The sequence below is a fragment of the Streptomyces sp. NPDC107500 genome, assembly GCF_055582785.1.
On sequence record NZ_JBVJPF010000003.1, the window covers coordinates 472,505 to 490,514 of the forward strand.

Genomic DNA, 18,010 nt, shown 5'->3' on the forward strand with positions numbered 1-18,010 from the left:
CCGAGACCCGCTTTGCGCAGCGCCGGTACGCCCTGCCCCCCGGCCGCGTACCCTGTCCCCCAATTAGCAGCCCTCCACGAAGTGAGCCCCCGGCCATGCCCACAACACCTGAAATGTCGATGGACATGACGACCGCCGGTGACCCCGGTCTTCTCGAGACGCTCCAGCACGAGGTGGCGCTCTTCGCCCGTCGTGCCGAACAGACCCGGCTCGGCGGGGTCGGGCAGGTCCGCAACTCCATGGACCGCGCCGCCTACCTGCTGCTCAACCGCCTCGACAAAGAGGGCCCGATGGGCGTGAAGGCACTGGCCGCGAGCATGGGGATCGACTCCTCCACGGTCACCCGTCAGGTGGCTCCGCTCGTGGACACGGGCCTGGTCAAGAGGACGTCGCACCCGGAGGACGGACGCGCGGTGGTGCTCCAGCTGTCCCCGCGCGGCGAGTCGCGGCTGGAGGAGGTCCGCTCCTCCCGGCGTCAGCTGATGGCCGAGCTGACCCACGACTGGGCGCCGGAGGAGCGCGAGGCGTTCTGCGCGCTCCTCGCGCGCTTCAACGGCGCCCTGTCCGCCCGTATGGTCCCTTCGGGCGTGGCGGGGCAGGACTCGCCGTCGGGCTCCTGAGGCGCCTTCCACGGCTTTACCGCGCGGTTCGGACCGAACTCTTGACCGACGGGGCACCCCTGGCCTGATATGAGACCTCAGGGGTCGTCGCCGTCTGGGCGGGAGGCGCGGTGCGAGAACGGCATGTGTCTCACAATGCCCGCCGGGCCCGGGAGTTCGAGGCGTTCGTCGCGGGCGCGGCGGGGCGGCTGCTGCATGCCGCCACCCTGCTCACGGCGGAGGCGCCGGACGCCAACCCGCGCGCGCGGCGGCTGCTGTCGCTGTCCCTCGCCCACACGTACGCGTCCTGGGACCGGCTGCACGGCGAGGACCCGTACGACCGGGCCCGGCAGTATCTGGCGGCCCGCTTCGCCCGCGGTGCCTGGCACCGGCACGGCGGCCTAGTCCGCCCCCGGCGGCGACCCGTGGGCCCGCTGGGCGCGCTCACCCCTCAGGAACGCCTGATCCTGGTCCTCCGGCTGTACGAGGGTGTCGCCGAGGAACAGGCGGCCGCGCTGCTCGGCCTGCCCGTGGAGCGCGTACGCACCATCTGCGACCGGGCGACGGCCACCCTGCTGCGTCCGCCCCCCACGCCGGCCCGCCCGGTGGGGGCGAAGACGAAGGCGGTCACGCCGTGAGGGGCGGTGGCGGGGCGGGAACAGCGGGGGCGGCCTGGAGGCCCGGCGGGGCGGGGTGGTGCAACGGGGCGGGTGGACCGGGTGCGTCCGCCTCTTCCCGCGGGTCCGGCGCGACCGGCGGATCGGGCACGTCCGGCGGATCTGGCACGACCGGCGGATCGAGCGCGGCCGACCCATCCGGTGGGCCGGGAGCGGCATCGCGCGGGCCTGGCGGGTGCCACGCGTCCGGCGGGACCGGCACCGGTACGTGCGTGTGGAGCGTCAGGAGGGGGCGGTGAACCGCGCGCGGCGGGAGGCCGCCGCCCGGCGGATCATGGAGCAGTCGCCGCCGCGCGTGCCGCCGGAGCTGTACGCGGACGCCGTGCGCCGCGGCGGCCGCATGCTGCGGCGCCGGTCCGCCGCCCGCCGCGCGATGTGGCTGCTGCTGTGCGCCGCGGTCGTGGCGTTCACCGTGTGGGCGCTGACCGTGCAGCCGTGGGTGGAGCCGCCGTCGGAGACGACCCCACCCGTGACGGGCTGGGAGGGCTGGTGAACCCCCGGACCAGGGGCTAGCCCAGGGCCTGCTGGAGGTCCGCCAGCAGGTCGTCGACGTTCTCGATGCCGACCGACAGCCGCACCAGGTCGCCGGGCACCTCAAGGGCCGAGCCCGCGGCGGAGGCGTGCGTCATCCGCCCGGGGTGCTCGATCAGCGACTCGACACCGCCCAGGGACTCGCCGAGCGTGAACACCTTCGCGCGGTTGCAGACCTCGACGGCCGCCTGCTCGCCGCCCTCGACGCGGAACGAGACCATGCCGCCGAAGGCCTTCATCTGCTTGGCGGCGATCTCGTGCCCCGGGTGCTCCGGGAGGCCCGGGTACAGGACGCTCGTCACGCGCGCGTGCCGGGAGAGCATGTCGGCGACCTTGACCGCGTTCTCGCTGTGCCGGTCCATGCGCACGGCGAGGGTCTTGGTGCCGCGCAGCACCAGCCAGGAGTCGAAGGGCCCGGCGACCGCGCCCATCGCGTTCTGGTGGAACGCCAGTTCCTCGCCCAGCTCCTGGTCGTTCACGATCAGCGCGCCGCCGACGACGTCCGAGTGGCCGCCCATGTACTTGGTCAGCGAGTGCACGACGACGTCCGCGCCGAGCGCCAGCGGCTGCTGGAGATACGGCGTGGCGAAGGTGTTGTCGACGACGAGCCGGGCGCCGGCGTCGCGGGCGACCTGGGCGACGGCCGCGATGTCGGTGATCCCGAGCAGCGGGTTGGAGGGCGTCTCCACCCACACGGCCTTGGTCTTCGGGGTGATCGCGGCCCGCACGGCGGCGGGGTCGCTCGTGTCGGCCACGGACCATTCCACGCCCCACCGGGTGGCGACCTTGGCGAAGAGCCGGAACGTGCCGCCGTACGCGTCGTTCGGGATCACCACGTGGTCGCCGGGCCGCAGCAGCGCGCGCAACAGGCAGTCCTCGGCCGCCAGTCCGGACGCGAACGCGAGACCGCGGCGGCCGCCCTCCAGGGCCGCGAGGTTCTCCTCCAGGGCCGTGCGGGTCGGGTTGGCGCTGCGGCTGTACTCGTAGCCGCCGCGCAGTCCGCCGACGCCGTCCTGCTTGTACGTCGACACCTGATAGATCGGCGGGACGACCGCGCCCGTCAGGGGATCGGCGGTGTTGCCCGCGTGAATCGCGAGCGTCTCGAAGTGCTGACTGATGTGCCTGTCGCTCATGGGCACCGAGGGTAGCGGCGCGACGGGCTTCGCGCGTTTTCCACAGGGCAGGGGGCAGGTTGGCCAATTGTCGGCGGCGTCTGGTTCGCTTGAGACATGGAGATTCTCTGGGTCCTGATGGCACTGGCCATGCTGTGCGTGGTGCTGCTCCCCGTTCTGCGGCGCCGGCGAGGCGCGGTCGGTCTGGTGTCCCCCGGCCACCCGGACGCCGCGGACCCCGCGAACTACGGCTTCGCCCTGGAGGAGGAGCTGGACATCCGCATGCCAGGACCCGACCAGGACCTGCTGGAAGTCCTGGACCTGGTGCAGCGCACGCAGGACTACCGGGGGGCGCAGCAGCTCCTCGCGGGCACGGAGGCGGCGAGCGAGCGGCGCTGGCAGCGGGTGCAGGCCTTCGCGGGTGCCGCGTCGCTGGAGCTGCGGCAGCGGCCCGGCGGTGTCGGGGACACACCGGGCGGGCAGTGGCTGCGGGTGTGGCGGGCCGAGGCGCCGAAGGACGCGGGCGGGGCGGCGGTGCACGCCGAGTTCCTGGTGCAGCAGGCCTGGCGGACGGCGACGCCGGGCACGGACGACTTCCGGATCATCATGGAGGAGGCGAAGTCGGCCTGCTCGGAGGCGGCGCTGCTGGCCCCCGGGGACCCGATCCCGTACATCGTCGAGCTGTCGGTGGCCCGTGGCCTCGGCTATCCGCGCGAGGACTTCGAACAGCTCTGGCTGAAGATCCTGGACCGCGCCCCGAACCACATGGGCGCGCACCTGGCGGCCCTGCACTACTGGTGCGAGAAGTGGCACGGCTCGCGCGACCTGGCGTACTCCTTCGCGGAGGCGGCCGCGGCCCGCGCCCCGCGCGGTTCCCTCCTCGCGGCGATGCCGCTCTTCGCGGTCTTCGAGCACATGCCCGAGGTCAACCTTGTCAGCGGCTTCTACCAGAGCGAGGTCGTCACCAAGGCCGTCCACGGCGCCCTGCACGCGGTGCACTCGGCCCGCCCGGACGACCCGATGCAGGCGCACGTCCGTCACCTGCTGGTCTTCTTCCTGGTCCGCGGCGAGCGCTGGGCCGAGGCCATGAACCAGCTGATAGTGATCGACGGCCACGTCGGCGCCCTGCCCTGGACCCTGTCCAGCGACCCGGCGGCGGAGTTCGCGGTCTACCGCGCGCTCGCGGTGGCGGGCTACGAGGCGAACGGCGGCAGCCCGGCGACGCTCCCCCAGTGACAGCCGACAGCCCGGCCTCCTGACTGGAGTGCCGGGCTGTCAACCACTCGACCGCCGGTCAACGGCTCATCCGTCGGCGCGCACCGGCAGCTTCCAGCCCGGCCGCGGGAAGTGGCAGGTGTACCCCTCCGGGTACCGCTGGAGGTAGTCCTGGTGCTCCGGCTCGGCCTCCCAGAAGGGCCCGACCGGCTCCACCTCGGTGACGACCTTGCCGGGCCACAGGCCGGAGGCGTCCACGTCCGCGATCGTGTCCTCGGCGATCCGCTTCTGCTCGTCGTCGACGTAGTAGATCGCCGAGCGGTAGCTGAGACCGATGTCGTTGCCCTGTCGGTTCTTGGTGCTCGGGTCGTGGATCTGGAAGAAGAACTCCAGCAGCGCGCGGTAGTCGGTCTGCTCCGGGTCGTAGAGGATCTCGATGGCCTCGGCGTGGGTGCCGTGGTTGCGATACGTCGCGTTCGGCACGTCTCCCCCGGTGTAACCGACCCGGGTCGCGGTGACGCCGGGAAGCCGGCGGATCAGCTCCTCCATCCCCCAGAAGCATCCGCCCGCGAGCACGGCCCTCTGTGTCTGCGCAGCCATGGTGGCCCTCCAATACCAGTCATCTAGATCACTCGGGCCACCCGGCACACACACCGGCCACCCTTGCCCTTCCCGTGCAACACCCGAGGGCACCCAGCGATTCCAGGCCCACCGGACGGCCTCCCACCCCCTGCGTCGACCGGCCACCGTAAATCGCTGGCCGATCATGAGGTCCGGCCGCACGCTGTACGGCATGCAAGCACCGGAACGCGAGATACGGGCGGCCTACGGGACGTCCACCGTCACCGTCTATCAGGCGTACCCACCGGAGATCGGCCTGCCCGCCGCCCGAGAGGGACGGTTCCCGGGTGCTTGGAAGCGGGACAGGATGACGTGGGTCATCAAGCCGCTTTCACAGACTCCTGCGCGTCGGCCCGTCCTGGTTCACGACAGGCCAGTGACGCCTGAGACGCAGCGGTGCCGGATGTCGGAGCGTCGTGTCGGAGGTAGTGGTGGCTAGGTCGAAGCCGGTCGCCAGCGAGGCCTCATAGCAGACCGCTGAGCTGGGTTGTACCTCGTCATCCCTGAGCCACCGGGGAGCTTCGGGCGGGTGAGTCTGCCTTAGATCGGTTTGTCAGTCCCCGCCCGTACGCTGTTCGCGGTGTAGGTCGGGAGGTAGGGAGGGGCTCGTGGCAAGGCAGTTGTCGGTAACTCAGCGGATGGCCCTGATCAATAAGTGGAAGAATCCGCCTGGCCCTTCAGAGCGACTTCGGCTAGAGCGGGCCGAGCGCATGGTGAAGGGGGCCGTCAATGCGCACGGACCCTTCCGTGGGCTCGACATCACGGTCGCGGCGAAGGGTTCTTACCCCAACAAGACCAACGTGCGCGGCGACAGCGACGTGGACATCATGGTGAAGCTCAACGACCCCTTCCACACCGACGGCATGGCGGAATGGTGGTTTGGTCAACCCGCTGGGTACCGAGGGCCGTGGACCAAGGCCAAGCTCCGTGAGGAGGTCCACGCAGCACTCACCAACCACTTCGGGTGGGTGGACGCGGACCACAACCTCGCCTTCTACGTCCCTGAGGTCGTCGGCAGCCGTCCCAGCATCGACGTCGTGCCGTGCTTCAAGTGGGTGAAGTACGACTTCGCGGCGCCCGGGGGCGAGTACGTGGGGAGCGTCGTCTACGGGCGCAACGGCAAGAAGGTCATCAACTGGCCCGAACTCCAGTTGACCAACGGCCGCACCAAGAACACCAACACCAACCTGCGGTACAAGTTCGTGGTGCGGGTCCTGAAGAACGTGGAGAACGACCTCGCTGCCGAGGGCGTGATCAAGGCCTTGCCGTCGTACTTTTCCGAGTGCCTGATCTACAACGTGCCGGACCACGTCCTCCTTGCCGGCGACTTCGATGACGCGGTCCGCGCGAGCTTGCAGGAGGTCTATCGGCAGATCACGTCCTTCTTCGGTCCTCAGCGTATGTGGGAGCCGAACGGGATGAAGAAGTTGTTCGGCGAAGGTCAGAAGTGGAGCGAGAAGGACGCACGAGAACTGATCGAAGGCGCCTGGCACTACCTCGGCTACGAGGACTGACGATGAGTACCGCCACCACCATACGCACCGGTGCCACCATCGCGGCCACCCTGTACACGGTCATCCTGATCCTGCTGGGCCTGTACCCGTCGCAGTTCCGGTACCTGTTCGCCTACATTCCGGCCGCTGTCGGGTACGGCGTCATCGTCTTCGACAAGTGGGCCTGGCGCTGGCCCGTCATTCACCGTTTCACCGGTCGCCCATGGGTTGCCGGCACCTGGCGCGTGATGCTCTCCCCAAGTCCGGCCAGCCGAATACCCGAGGGGGGAGACCGGGGTCCAATCATCACCTACATGACGGTCGAGCAGACCTTCTGGAGCCTGTACGCCACGCTCCGCACTAAGGAGAGCACATCCCGGTCGAGTAACGCCACCATTGACTCCCCCGAGAACTCCGGTACCGCAGAGATCGGGTTCCTCTACGACAACACGCCCCGCGCGGAGCACCAGCACCGCAGCCCTCGACACGAAGGAGCCTGCCGGATCTCCGTCGCGGGCCTTAACCCCCGGACAGCAACTGGGCATTACTACACCAGCCGGTTCACCGCTGGCGACATGGACTTCACCCTGCTCAACCGCTCCACTGACTACGGCACGTTCGCCGAAGTCCAAGCAGCAGACCCGGAGCACACCACCAGCTGACTCAGCCGTTCCCGGAGGAGGCCGGTTACCCAGTGCGCTGTCACCCGCAGATGAGTGGGGCCTGCATCAAGGAAGGATGCGTGGCGATCAGCAGTGATAGAGGTCTGTGAACGCGGCTTGACATGGCTCATCAAGCCGCGTTCACAAGCCCCGTAGGGGGCGTCCTACGCCACGCGAGGAGTCCTCTCGTTGGGCTTGCCAGAGAGAGCGCAGCGTGGCGAGCGCTCGCTGCGCTGCCTCGTGAGGCGTGGGACGGGGTGCGTGGACCCTTGGGCCCGCCAGTTCCCGACCACTGAGTGAACGGGCGGGGACCGCGGCCCAGTCAGCGCGGTCCACAGCGGCTACGTGCCCGTACTCGTGGGCAGCTGCGTCCTGCCAGTCGTCCGGCGGTGCCATGAGGACACGCAGCGTCCGCTCGTCGAGCAGCTCCAGTCCCAGAACTTGACGGCCGAACTCGTTCTCGATGAGAGAAGCCACTGCGCCCGATTTCAGGTGCAGAAGTAGCAACTCTCCCTCGAAGAAGTAGCCACCGTCGTACTTACCGGTACCTACTGCGAGCTGTCTTGTCTCGGTTGATGCTTGACGCTGTGGCGTCACCTGATGCTTGACACCGCTTGCCTCGGCTTGGCTGTGCGCGTCGTATCCGCGTGCAGGGAGGGCCGGGGCCGTGCTGGTGGAGTTGAGCGTGGTCGAGCAGCGGTATCACGCGGTGATGGAGGTCGCGGCGGGGGTCCCGGTCACTCAAGTCGCCGCCCGGTATGGGGTGTCGAGGCAGTCGGTGCACTCCTGGGTGCGCAAGTACAAGCAGTCGGGTTTGCCGGGTCTGACGGACCGGTCGCACCGGCCGGACTCGTGTCCGCACCGGACAGCGCCGGAGGTGGAGGCTCTGGTGTGTGAATTGCGGCGCCGGCATCCGGGCTGGGGTCCGCGCAGGCTGGTGCACGAGCTGGGACGCAGGGGCACCACGCCGTTGCCGTCCCGGGCGACCGTCTACCGGGTCCTGGTCCGCAACGGACTCATTGAGCCCGGGGTGCGTAAGCGTCGCCGGTCGGATTACCGCAGGTGGGAGCGGTCGGCGGCGATGGACCTGTGGCAGATGGACATCGTCGGCGGCATCCTGCTGGCGGACGGCAGCGAGTGCAAGATGGTCACCGGGATCGACGATCACTCCCGGTTCATGGTGATCGCGAAAGTGGTGCAGCGGGCCACGGCCCGAGCGGTGTGTCTGGCCTTCGGCGAGGCACTGGTGCGGTTCGGAGTGCCCGGCGAGGTGCTGACGGACAACGGCAAGCAGTTCACCGCCCGCTTCAGTCCCGGCAAACCCGGAGAGACGATGTTCGACCGGATCTGCCGGGAGAACGGCATCGCTCACCGGCTGACGAAGCCGCAGTCCCCGACGACCACGGGGAAGATCGAACGCTTCCACCAGACTCTGCGGCGCGAACTCCTCGACCGGCGTGATCCGTTCGTCGACCTGGCTACCGCGCAGGCGGTGGTGGATGCCTGGCTGGAGGACCACAACCGGATGCGGCCGCACCAAGCCCTGGACATGGCCGTTCCGGCCAGCCGCTTCGTTCCTCGCCCGCGGTCCGAGCAGGACGCCCTGCCGGTGGTCCTGCCCGCCCGCCTCGACCCCGTCCCCCCACCTGATGTCCCGGAGCCTCCACCCGAGCCTGTCGCGGCGGCCTGGCCGATGGCGGAGGGGGAGATCGGTGCGATCGAGGTGGAGCGGGTGGTGCCCGCCTCGGGGAACCTGAGCCTGCGAGGGCAGCAGATCTGGTTCGGCCCGGCCCTGGCCGGCATCACGGTGACCCTGCGGGTCGACGTGAACCGGCTGCACGTCCTGATCGGCGGCGGCCGGCACAAGACGCTGCCCTCGAAGCTGTCCGGCCGGGACCTCAAGGCCCTGCTGGCAGGCGGGGACGCCCGACCCGCCGGGCCCTGGGCGGACGATCCCGGACCGGTGCAGGATGCGAAGGGGGTGGTGGAGGTGGACCGGACCGTGAACGCGGTCGGCTATGTCGGGCTGGGCGGTGACAAGGTCCTGGTCGGCTGGCCGTTCGCGGGACAGCGGGTCACCCTCCGGCTCGACGGGAAGGTTTTGCAGGTCCTGGACGAGCAGCGTGTCCTGCAGGCCACGCTGCCCAGCCCGCTGCCGCCCTCGGCCTGCGGTCGCCTGCAAGGGGGCCGTCCGGCCGGGCCGCCACCGCTGCTGCCTCCGCCCGGCCAGCAAATCGCCGAGCGGACGGTCAGCAGCGTCGGCGGCTTCATGGTCGCCGGACAGCGCGTCCAGCTCGGCCGCGGCTATGCCCACCAGGTCGTCACCGTCCACTTGGACGAGACATCGATCCGGGTCTTCCACGGCCAGGATCTGATCACCACCGTCCCGCGTGTCACCAGGAAGGAGGTGGTGGTCCGCAAGTCCGGCGAACACAACCGCCGGAAGATCGTCTAGGGAAGACGTCAAGCATCACCCGACGGCTGCTTGGACGGCCAGTTGGCCAGTCGGGCGCGGGCTTCCTGCGCAATGACCGGCCACGGGTCATCAACCAAGCCCGCAACCGCCGGCCACGGCGAGTGCGGATGGTTTGCTACGAGCCTCCGCACGGCGTCATGCGGATCGTCGACCAGCCGTTCCAGCAGCTCAGGCGGGCAGTTGCGTTTGCTGGCCACCCGGTCTCGGACCCGCCAATCCGGATCCTTGATCAGCTCGGCCAGGATCTCCGACGGCGCCGTCCTGTTATGGGCAGCCCAGACACGCATGTCGGGACGGTTGCGCACCAGGTCCCACCAGACTGACAGCGGCATGGCTGCCCACGCCGAGCGGTTGTACTCCGCCGGCTCCTCGCTCTCCCGCAGCCGGATGAACTCCTCCACGGAGGTGATCTCGGGGAAACGGTCCGTCATGGCAGCCAGTAAGCCACGATGTCTAGGCCAGACGTCAAGCATCACCTGACGCCGAATCGTCAAGCATCAGCTGGGACTCGACAGTACCTACTGCGAGCAGTGGGCGCCGAGGGTGGAAGGCCAGTGCGTGCACGGGGAAGCGTGAGCGAACGAGCGCGCGCCGGGTGAAGGAGCGGCTGTCGTAGACCGCGACCAGCGTTGCTCTGCCGTGTGCCGGCGTGCCTGCCACCACCAGGAGGCCGCGCTGCTCGTCGTGGAGGACCTGGAACGGGTCTCCGACACCGAGGAAGGCCCAGCTCTCAGGAGGGTGTTCGCCAGAGGCTGTCATGCCGTGATCTTCTCAACCGACCTGCTTGGCGAGGTAGCTGCTTGGCACGAGATCATGAAGACGTGACGAATCAGAACAAGGAGGCGCCTCCAGCCGGGCAAGCCGTCAGTGAGCCGGTGCTCTCCGCCTATCAGCGGGCGCTGCGCGACCGATTGCTCGCCGCCCCAGTCGCTCCCCCGCCCGCGCCATGGCGCCCCGTCTTCGAGTACGCGTACGGCGTCCCTGTCGGCGGACTGCTCGGCATCGGCTTCGCATCGCACCCCGCAAGCGATCGAGACCTGGTCATGGTCGTCTCTCACGACGGTCACGGTCTCTTCGACGCCGTCACCGGCGAGAAGATCGCAAGGGACCGCGACCCCGCCCCAGAGGGCAGCACCCCCGACGGTGTCGCCGACCTGACCTGCCCCGGACTGGGCCCGATCGCCGGCAGCCGCGTACACATCGCCGGGCTCTTCGGCGGAGGACTTCACCGCACCACCGAGGACGGTTGGACCTTGGAGGTCGTCACCCCAGCTTGGCCCAACGACCGGGTTCTGCTGTCCCGCGACGGGGGCCTGCCCCACGCCGGTTCGCACGGGGAGCGGTGGTGGCACATCTTCCACGCCTCGTACTCCGAGATCCGGGCGGTCGGTTTCTCGCCTTCCGGGCGGACGATCGCCGTCGCGACGAGCAGTGACCTCTCACTGTGGACTCGGGTGACCGCTCAACAGGACTGAGCCGGTCGGCACCGCGTAGCGGTAGCGTCAGCCGGGTGGAGTCCTGTTGCGATCGTGCACCTGATGGCCTGACGAAGCGGGCCCGGAGCTTCGTCGTCACCCACGGCGTCAAGGTTGATGTGCCATGGGTGAACCGACACTGGGAGCAGTGGCTGGCTGCCGGTCGAGTCTGTCGGCGAAGCCCGTGTGTCTCGCGATTTCAGCCGTCGAACCGGTCCCACTCGACCAGGTCGGCCAAGGGGGCGAGAGCGCTGCGGTGGGTGGCGCCGGCCCGGGCGCTGAACCCGTCGCCGATTCCTTCGTCTGTGACATGCAGTACGAGGCCCGGAGCCACGTAGAAGCGTGTGGGAGCCGCAGGCCAGAACGGGCGCAACGGCACAAGAAGGAGTGCCTCGACGAGCCGGTCGACCTGCTCGGCGGTGAGCCGAGAGGACAGCGCCACGTAGTCGGCGCCCATGGATGCCTCGAAGAGCGCGAACTGGATGAGGAAGCCACTGAGTGGTTCCTGCTCGGCGATCGCCGGTTCGTCGTCCTCGCTGAACCAGACGGTCGGATCCGCTTCGAGGCCGTCGAGCGTCCACAGCAGCGACCAGAAGAAGCCTCCCTGACTCTCTTCGCCGAAGACGAGCATCTCCCCGGTGGCGTCGGTATGAAGCTTGGAAGGGGGAAAGAGTCGGTTCTGCGCTCCCAGGCAGCGTGGGCGGTGCTGTGCCAGCCGGTAGAACCTCCTCAAACCGTCGGGCAGATCCGAGGGAGGCTCCGAATCCGACGGTGTCTCGTCCGTCTCGGACTCAACGAGGTACCAGCCGGTGACGAACTGTTCGAGCGCACTGGCTCGCTGACCGTCCACATGCCGGAGCCACTCAAGGCTCGGAAGGCCCGATGAAGGGAGATCGGGACGCACGAGGGCCAAGTCGAGCTTGGTCAGGGGCGAATGAAGCCGAAGTGAGCAGTCGGAGAGTACGTGTACGCCGCTACCCGGTCGAACGACCGTTCCGGCCTGAGTCACGGATCCGGTGCCGAGATAGACGAGACCCTCCGAGTTGCGCACCGCCAGGTGAAGAGGCAACTGTGCTTCAGCTGAGCCTCGCTCCCAGGGCTCTTCCAGGAGCCGTTGCCCCACCGGAGTCGGAGCAGGGCCGAGAAGGCGGACCTCATCAGCGTTCCAGACGCAGCTTCTGTCGAGGGCATCCCCAGCTGCCACAATGATCAGTGTCCCGGCGTCGCCGATGCCAACAGTGGCGCTCCCGAAGGTATAGCTCTCCGTGGCCGCCGTGTCACCGCAGAGCGTGTATGCCTGCTCCTCGTCCACGAGTGACATGGGCGATATACCGCGAGCGTGATCAACCATGGGGACATCTTCTTCTACGGTCCGGTGCTGGCTTCACTCATGCCAGGAGCCTCCTGCCAGCAGGGTCCAAGAGATTTGCGAAGGCGGCTTGACGTGGGTCATCAAGCCGCGTTCACAGCTCTCAATCAGCGCAGCAGCGGGATGCGGAGTGGGCTACTCCACCTCAATGCCGAAATCCTGAACGAGTTCCTCCAGGCCGCCCGTGTAGCCCTTGCCGCCCAGGACGAAGTCCCAGTCTCCGTTCGACCTTCGGCGGAAGGAGCCGAGTACCAAGGCGGCTTCGCGCGGTCGGCCGTCGGAGACTTCAAGTCGTCCGAGCTCAGCCAGCCCCGGGTCGAGCAGGCGGATGCAGGCGTCCGTGAAACCGTAGAGGTCGGCGTCCGGGTTGACCTCTGGGTCGATGGCCGCCACGAGCACGAACCGGTCGGCCTCATCGGGCAACCCGTCGAAGGAGACACAGATCGCGGCCTTGTCAGGTGCAGTGGCGGGGAGAGCACGCACTGATCCGTCTGGCGTCTGCGGGTTGTTGAAGAAGACGAAGTGATCGTCACTGAGGACCCGGTTGCCACGGCAGACGAGAGCGCACACGTCCAAGGCAACGCTTCCGGTCCACGACATGCCCAAAACGTTGTAATCCTCTGGCAGCCGAGTGTCCGGCACCGAGGGCGTCGGCTGTGCCGGGATTGGACGACCACCGTCACCAAGCCGCCCACGCAGCCCATGACGATGCAGCAGGTCGACGAGTTCGGGGCCTGAGATGAGTTCCAGCGGCTTGCCGTTGGCGAAGGTATGTGAGCCGGGGCCGAACCCTGAAGTCGTCACGAGGACACCCTTGTTGGCGCCGGCATCCTGCACGGTTCCGTACAAGTCGCGCACAGCGGTGGGCGGCACCGTGTTGCGATAACGCTTCACCTGCACGACGATCTTGCCGCCTCGGATGGGTGTCGGATCCAGTGCGTCGACGTCCACACCACCGTCGTTGGAACGCTGGGTGGTCACCGCTTGCATCCCCATGGCCCGGAAGAGATCGGCAACGAGATCCTCGAAGGCGATCGGGTCCATGGCAAACAAGTCCGGTTCCTCGTCGCTGCCGTGAGCGACAACACGGTTCCCGGCATCCTGCGGCCGCCTACTCGGCCGTACTGGTGTGAGTTGTTCCGGTCGAGCCGAGACCTGCCCACGCAGTGCATCAGCCAGGCAACTACTTGCGTCTACCTGCGCCAGGTGCAAGTCACGGAACGAAGAGCGTGAGGCCATGACGGTCGCGAGGAATATATGGCCCGGTCGGCCCGTCGTAGGGTCATGCCCATCGACGAATCCGTTCAAGGTCACTGACTCAAGCGCACCCAGCTCATCTGCGGCGAACAGCTCGTGCAGAACGAGGAGCATGCACTGCGCGAGAACCTCCCTGTACAGAGCACGGCGCTGGCCTACTGGGCGGGGAGTCTCCTTGTCCTGGTCGACCCCGGACATGTACCGAACGGCCTTGACCTCCGGCACGATGCTGTAGGCGGGCAGCTCCCAATCGAGTACCAACTGTCGGGCTGCCGGGTCGTAGGCTGCTGCGACCTGGCGCGGGAAACCCTCCGGCCATGCCGTCGAGGCGTAGAGAGCAGCTGAGAAGTACTCGACCACGGAATCAGGATCTTGACGCCCTACGCCGTCAGCTATCGCAACGACGCCGGCGTTGTGTCGCCGTACATCAGCCAGCTGAGTATCGGCCCACTGCTGGTACTCCCGCTGATACGACGACAACTGCTGCTGTCGGTGAGCCTCCGCGGCTTGGGCGGCCTGCCAGTCCCGCTCGAAGCGTGCGCGAGCTTCGGCCTGTGCCCGTGCCCGGCTACTCGCAGTCCAGCCGCTCTGCGTTTGGTAGTGATTGAAATCCGGCATGGGCACTGGCTGTGCCAGTGGCCCTGGAGCGAAGGGCTGGACCTCTTCGGTTCGCATGAGAGAGGCAGCCCTGAAGGGCGGAGCCTGGCAACCCGTGGCAAGAAGACCCTGCAACGATGCAACCTGTGCATCCAGCTCCTCCGTACGCCGTAGAGCTTCTGCCTGCCGGTACTCACGGTGGCTCTGGGCAGCTCGCCGGTGGTAGGCCCGCGCTTGCTGTTCTTGCTGTCTCCGCCGTCTGGCTTCGGCTTCCAGCTGACGCTGCTGCTGCCGTTGCATTTCAGCCCAGACGCCGACAAAACCAGTAGAGCGACGACTCATGTGCTGCAGGCCCTCCCCAAGGCACTTTGGTTGTCCCCACAACCAGTTGTAACTAGACGACTGTAGCCAGCAATCACCGTCTCGCATATCCACTTGCCAAAGGAAGCACCGTCGGCCCATCCCCGCAGGTCAAGGTGACTGGAGGGTAACCAGGACGATGCCAGGACGCAGGATCTAAACGGTCGCTTCCCCATCGCTGGACGCCCTGTGTGCGCCGGTTGCAGAAAGGACTGTGAAGGCGGCTTGACGTGGATCAAGCCGTCGTTCCTGTGGATGATGTACCGCTGCGGGTGGGCCACGAAGTCGGGGCAGGAGACGGTGCTGGCCGTCGAGATCGGCCGCGAGGGATTCGAGTGGGCGCTGCGCAACGCGTGCCTGTCGAGTTACGTACCCGGGGTGCACGCCGACCGGGCCGACTGGCAGCGCCGGTTGAAGCGTTCCCCCACCCGCATCCAGTGGGACCCCGAGCGCGACCTGCGTCTGGAGGCGCTGCCGTACCGCTCCCTGCAACTCGGCCTGTCCGGCGAGGCCGCGCGTCGTTACGCCGACGAGTGGACGGTCGCCATTCGCGACGTGACGCCACTCGCCCACGAGGTCCACGCGCACGTGCGGGACGGCGACCTCGACACGGCGCGACGTCTGCTGCCCGAGGAGCGTCCGTACCCCGCCGCGGCCGATGCGCTGGGCGGCTTCCGGCCGTGACGACGCCGCCCACCGGCACACTCGACGAGCTGTGGAGGGCCCGGCGTCCGTCGGGACCGCCCGGCCCCGCGGCGGGAGCTACACCCTGGCGGCGCCGCTGCGTCGACGGGCTGCCACGCAATCGGTGTGCGAAGCCCCCGTCTCAGTCCCGCCCCCGCAACCCCCCGATCAGCAGCCCCACCAGCTGCCGCGCGTCGTAGCGCGGGTCGTTCTCCGCGCCGATGCAGAGGTTGCCGACGCCTCGCATGAGGGCGATGGCGCGTACGTCGGAGTGGATCTCCCCGGCGGTGGTCGCGGCGGCCAGGAGGTCGGTGCACACCGGGACCAGGCGGTCGAGGAAGTACGTGTGCAGGGCCTCGAAGCCCGTGTTGTCGGACTGGAGGACCCCGGCCAGGCCGTGCTTGGTGACCAGGAAGTCGACGAAGAGGTCGATCCAGCGCGCGAGCGCGACGTACGGGGTCGGGGCGCTCGCCAGCAGGGCGGGGCCCGCCTCGGCACACGCCTCCACCTGGTGCCGGTAGACGCCGATGATGAGGTCGGCCCGGGTCGGGAAGTGGCGGTAGATCGTGGCCGTTCCGACGCCGGCCTCGGCCGCGATGTCGCGGACGGGGGCCTCCACGCCCGACCTCACGAACACCGCGGCGGCCGCGTCGAGCAGCGTTTTCTCGTTGCGCCGGGCGTCCGCGCGCTTGGGTCGGGCCGCGTGCCCCGCGGCGTCCGAGCCGTCCCTCGTGACCTCTTGGCCGTCCTTCACCGTGCCATTCCCTCCGCCGACGCCGAACGGCGTTGCTAAACGGGACACCGTTCCGTATCGTTAAACGGGACAGGGTTCCACTTGGCTCTCATGATGCCAGAGCAGCGGACCCGCTACCAAGTCATGCCCCGATCCCCCCGTCCGGAGGAATTCGTCATGCAGTACCGCACCTTGGGCCGCACCGGTGTGCAGGTCAGTTCGCTCGCGCTCGGCGCCATGAACTTCGGCGCCATCGGACGCACCACCCAGGAGGAGGCCACCGCGCTCGTCGACGCCGCCCTGGAGGCCGGGATCAACCTCATCGACACCGCCGACTGGTACGGCCGCGGCGAGTCCGAGGAGATGGTCGGCAAGGCCATCGCGGGCCGCCGCGAGGACATCGTGCTGGCCACGAAGGCGTACATGCCGATGAGCGACGAACCCAACCACAGGGGCGCCTCGCGCCGCTGGCTGGTCACCGAGCTGGACAACAGCCTGCGCCGGCTCGGCGTCGACCACGTCGACCTCTACCAGATCCACCGCTGGGACCCGGACACCAGCGACGAGGAGACGCTGTCCGCCCTCACCGACCTCCAGCGCGCGGGGAAGATCCGCTACTTCGGCTCCTCGACCTTCCCCGCGCACCGCATCGTCGAGGCGCAGTGGGCCGCCCGCGAGCACCACCTGGGCCGCTACGTCACCGAGCAGCCCAGCTACTCCGTCCTCCAGCGCGGGGCCGAGAGCCACGTGCTGCCCGTGACCGAACGGTACGGGCTCGGCGTGCTGGTGTGGAGCCCGCTGGCCTCGGGGTGGCTGTCGGGGGCGGTCCGGGCGGGACAGGAGATCACCACGCACCGTTCGTCGGTCCTGCCGGAGCGGTTCGACACCTCGCTGCCCGCCAACCGGGCCCGCATCGACGCCGTCGAGAAGCTGGCCGCGGTCGCCGACGAGGCCGGACTCACCATGATCCAGCTCGCGCTCGGTTTCGTGACCGCCCATCCGGCCGTCACCGCCGCGCTCGTCGGTCCCCGGACCCTGGACCACCTGCGCGCGCAGCTCGCCGCCGCGGACACCGTGCTCTCCGGCGACGTTCTCGACGCGATCGACGAGATCGTCGCCCCCGGCACGGACCTGGCGGCGCACGAGAAGTTCGACGCCACGCCCGCACTCCTCGATCCCTCGCTGCGGCGCCGCTGACCGGCGGGGCGAGCGGCGCCGGGGAGACGTCACCGGCCGCGGCCCGCCGGTTCCGCCCGTTCCGCCAGGAACTCCGCCCAGGTCAGCTTGCCTACCAAGGCCCCCGCCAAGGTGAGGTTGGCGCCGGAGCGGTACGCGCGCCCCGCCTTGCCGGGAATGCGCACCGGCAGCCTCGGGCGCCGACGGCGGCCGTGGACCTCGCGGTAGACACCCGCCAGCGCGGCCAGGTCGTGGACCTCGGGGCCGGTCATGTCGGGGACCCGGCCGGACGGCTCCGCCAGGGTCAGTTCCGCCAGGCGTTCGGCGACCTCGCGGGCGGCGACGGGCTGGAGGCGCATTCCGCCCGGGGCCGGGAGGACCGGCAGCCGGACCATCTTCTCGATCATCGTCAGGGTCAGCTCGTGGAACTGGGCCGCCCGCAGCACCGTCCAGCCGATGCCCGACTCGGCGATCGCCCGCTCCGACTCCAGCTTGGTGCGCAGCCAGGCCAGCGGCACGGCGTCGGCGCCCACGACCGAGATGTACACGAGGTGCCGTACGCCGGCCCGCGCGGCGGCGCGCACCAGGGTGCGGGTCGCCTCGTCGTCGCCCTTCGGGCCGCCCGCCAGGTGCAGGACGGTGTGCACACCGCCGACCGCGGCGTCGACGCCCTCACCGGTCAGGAGGTCGCCGGTGACGTACTCGACGCCGTCGTCCGCGGCGGAGGGGGGTCGTCGGGTGAAAATCCGCACCTGGTGCCCGGCCGCCCGCAGCAGCGGGACGACGTGCCCGCCGAGGGTGCCGGTACCGCCTGTGACCAGGATGGGGGTGGTGGGGTTCGCGGGGGTGGAGGGGGAAGGGGCTGAGGGGTACGTCATTTCTGCTCCCGGGGTCTGCCTTGGGTGTCGTGGCGCTATGACCCGGGGCGGGACGGAGATGTGACAGGGCCGGGGAAGAAATCTTCCCCGGCCCT

Annotated in this window: 17 protein-coding genes and 1 pseudogene; 11 read left to right on the forward strand and 7 right to left on the reverse strand. The window is 69.0% G+C overall.

From position 1 onward, the window contains the following. The first annotated feature begins 113 nt into the window (after nucleotides 1-113). The 3 genes from ACZ67M_RS13735 to ACZ67M_RS13745 all read left to right on the forward strand — a co-directional run bounded on the left by ACZ67M_RS13735 (nucleotide 114) and on the right by ACZ67M_RS13745 (nucleotide 1,769). Nucleotides 114-620 carry a MarR family winged helix-turn-helix transcriptional regulator gene (locus ACZ67M_RS13735; protein ID WP_469850972.1) on the forward strand — a complete coding sequence of 169 codons (507 nt, stop codon included), beginning with the start codon at nucleotides 114-116 and terminating at the stop codon, nucleotides 618-620. Between the two features lie 110 nt (nucleotides 621-730). Then, a complete protein-coding gene (locus tag ACZ67M_RS13740) occupies nucleotides 731-1,237 on the forward strand; it encodes a sigma factor-like helix-turn-helix DNA-binding protein (protein WP_469850974.1) in 507 nt (168 codons plus the stop codon). A 274-nt stretch (nucleotides 1,238-1,511) separates the two neighbouring features. Next, nucleotides 1,512-1,769, forward strand: coding sequence for a hypothetical protein (locus ACZ67M_RS13745; RefSeq protein WP_361352411.1), 258 nt, complete (start codon nucleotides 1,512-1,514; stop codon nucleotides 1,767-1,769). A 16-nt stretch (nucleotides 1,770-1,785) separates the two neighbouring features. On the opposite strand, the gene ACZ67M_RS13750 is transcribed toward ACZ67M_RS13745, so the two are convergent. Continuing rightward, entirely contained in the window at nucleotides 1,786-2,940 is a 1,155-nt protein-coding gene (locus ACZ67M_RS13750) for a cystathionine gamma-synthase (RefSeq protein WP_361352414.1), read from the reverse strand. A gap of 96 nt (nucleotides 2,941-3,036) precedes the next feature. On the opposite strand from ACZ67M_RS13750, the gene ACZ67M_RS13755 reads away from it, so the two are divergent. After that, nucleotides 3,037-4,155 (forward strand): hypothetical protein, encoded by a 1,119-nt coding sequence (locus ACZ67M_RS13755; RefSeq protein WP_361352416.1) that lies wholly within the window; start codon nucleotides 3,037-3,039, stop codon nucleotides 4,153-4,155. A 66-nt stretch (nucleotides 4,156-4,221) separates the two neighbouring features. Here ACZ67M_RS13755 and msrA read toward each other — a convergent pair whose 3' ends face one another. Next, nucleotides 4,222-4,734, reverse strand: a complete 513-nt coding sequence (gene msrA, locus ACZ67M_RS13760; protein WP_361352419.1) for a peptide-methionine (S)-S-oxide reductase MsrA — start codon at nucleotides 4,732-4,734, stop codon at nucleotides 4,222-4,224. Nucleotides 4,735-4,927: 193 nt separating this feature from the next. Between msrA and ACZ67M_RS13765 the strand changes: the two are divergent. The 4 genes and pseudogenes from ACZ67M_RS13765 to ACZ67M_RS13780 form a co-directional block, all read left to right on the forward strand. Next, a pseudogene (locus ACZ67M_RS13765) lies at nucleotides 4,928-5,083 on the forward strand (DUF4291 family protein); the annotation flags it as partial. 280 nt (nucleotides 5,084-5,363) lie between these two features. Continuing rightward, the gene (locus ACZ67M_RS13770) at nucleotides 5,364-6,269 is read left to right on the forward strand and encodes a nucleotidyltransferase domain-containing protein (protein WP_469850975.1); all 906 of its coding nucleotides are present in this window, start codon (nucleotides 5,364-5,366) and stop codon (nucleotides 6,267-6,269) included. Between the two features lie 2 nt (nucleotides 6,270-6,271). Next, nucleotides 6,272-6,910, forward strand: coding sequence for a Cap15 family cyclic dinucleotide receptor domain-containing protein (locus tag ACZ67M_RS13775; RefSeq protein WP_469850976.1), 639 nt, complete (start codon nucleotides 6,272-6,274; stop codon nucleotides 6,908-6,910). Between the two features lie 679 nt (nucleotides 6,911-7,589). Then, a complete protein-coding gene (locus ACZ67M_RS13780) occupies nucleotides 7,590-9,365 on the forward strand; it encodes an IS481 family transposase (RefSeq protein ID WP_469851342.1) in 1,776 nt (591 codons plus the stop codon). 8 nt (nucleotides 9,366-9,373) lie between these two features. Here ACZ67M_RS13780 and ACZ67M_RS13785 read toward each other — a convergent pair whose 3' ends face one another. Next, entirely contained in the window at nucleotides 9,374-9,817 is a 444-nt protein-coding gene (locus tag ACZ67M_RS13785; RefSeq protein WP_469850978.1) for a hypothetical protein, read from the reverse strand. A gap of 390 nt (nucleotides 9,818-10,207) precedes the next feature. On the opposite strand from ACZ67M_RS13785, the gene ACZ67M_RS13790 reads away from it, so the two are divergent. Further along, nucleotides 10,208-10,861, forward strand: a complete 654-nt coding sequence (locus tag ACZ67M_RS13790; protein WP_469850979.1) for a hypothetical protein — start codon at nucleotides 10,208-10,210, stop codon at nucleotides 10,859-10,861. A 199-nt stretch (nucleotides 10,862-11,060) separates the two neighbouring features. Here the strand turns inward: ACZ67M_RS13790 and ACZ67M_RS13795 are convergent, their stop codons facing one another. Continuing rightward, the gene (locus ACZ67M_RS13795; protein ID WP_469850981.1) at nucleotides 11,061-12,173 is read right to left on the reverse strand and encodes a hypothetical protein; all 1,113 of its coding nucleotides are present in this window, start codon (nucleotides 12,171-12,173) and stop codon (nucleotides 11,061-11,063) included. Between the two features lie 192 nt (nucleotides 12,174-12,365). Beyond that, nucleotides 12,366-14,426, reverse strand: coding sequence for a restriction endonuclease (locus tag ACZ67M_RS13800; RefSeq protein ID WP_469850982.1), 2,061 nt, complete (start codon nucleotides 14,424-14,426; stop codon nucleotides 12,366-12,368). 192 nt (nucleotides 14,427-14,618) lie between these two features. Between ACZ67M_RS13800 and ACZ67M_RS13805 the strand changes: the two genes are divergently transcribed. Next, entirely contained in the window at nucleotides 14,619-15,128 is a 510-nt protein-coding gene (locus tag ACZ67M_RS13805) for a DUF4291 domain-containing protein (RefSeq protein WP_469851343.1), read from the forward strand. A 142-nt stretch (nucleotides 15,129-15,270) separates the two neighbouring features. Here ACZ67M_RS13805 and ACZ67M_RS13810 read toward each other — a convergent pair whose 3' ends face one another. Further along, nucleotides 15,271-15,882 (reverse strand): TetR/AcrR family transcriptional regulator, encoded by a 612-nt coding sequence (locus ACZ67M_RS13810; RefSeq protein ID WP_385801795.1) that lies wholly within the window; start codon nucleotides 15,880-15,882, stop codon nucleotides 15,271-15,273. Nucleotides 15,883-16,038: 156 nt separating this feature from the next. On the opposite strand from ACZ67M_RS13810, the gene ACZ67M_RS13815 reads away from it, so the two are divergent. Next, nucleotides 16,039-17,058 carry an aldo/keto reductase gene (locus tag ACZ67M_RS13815; RefSeq protein ID WP_469850984.1) on the forward strand — a complete coding sequence of 340 codons (1,020 nt, stop codon included), beginning with the start codon at nucleotides 16,039-16,041 and terminating at the stop codon, nucleotides 17,056-17,058. Between the two features lie 29 nt (nucleotides 17,059-17,087). Here ACZ67M_RS13815 and ACZ67M_RS13820 read toward each other — a convergent pair whose 3' ends face one another. After that, on the reverse strand, nucleotides 17,088-17,915 hold the full coding sequence (locus tag ACZ67M_RS13820; RefSeq protein ID WP_469850986.1) for an SDR family oxidoreductase: 828 nt from the start codon (nucleotides 17,913-17,915) through the stop codon (nucleotides 17,088-17,090). Between the last annotated feature and the right edge of the window lie 95 nt (nucleotides 17,916-18,010).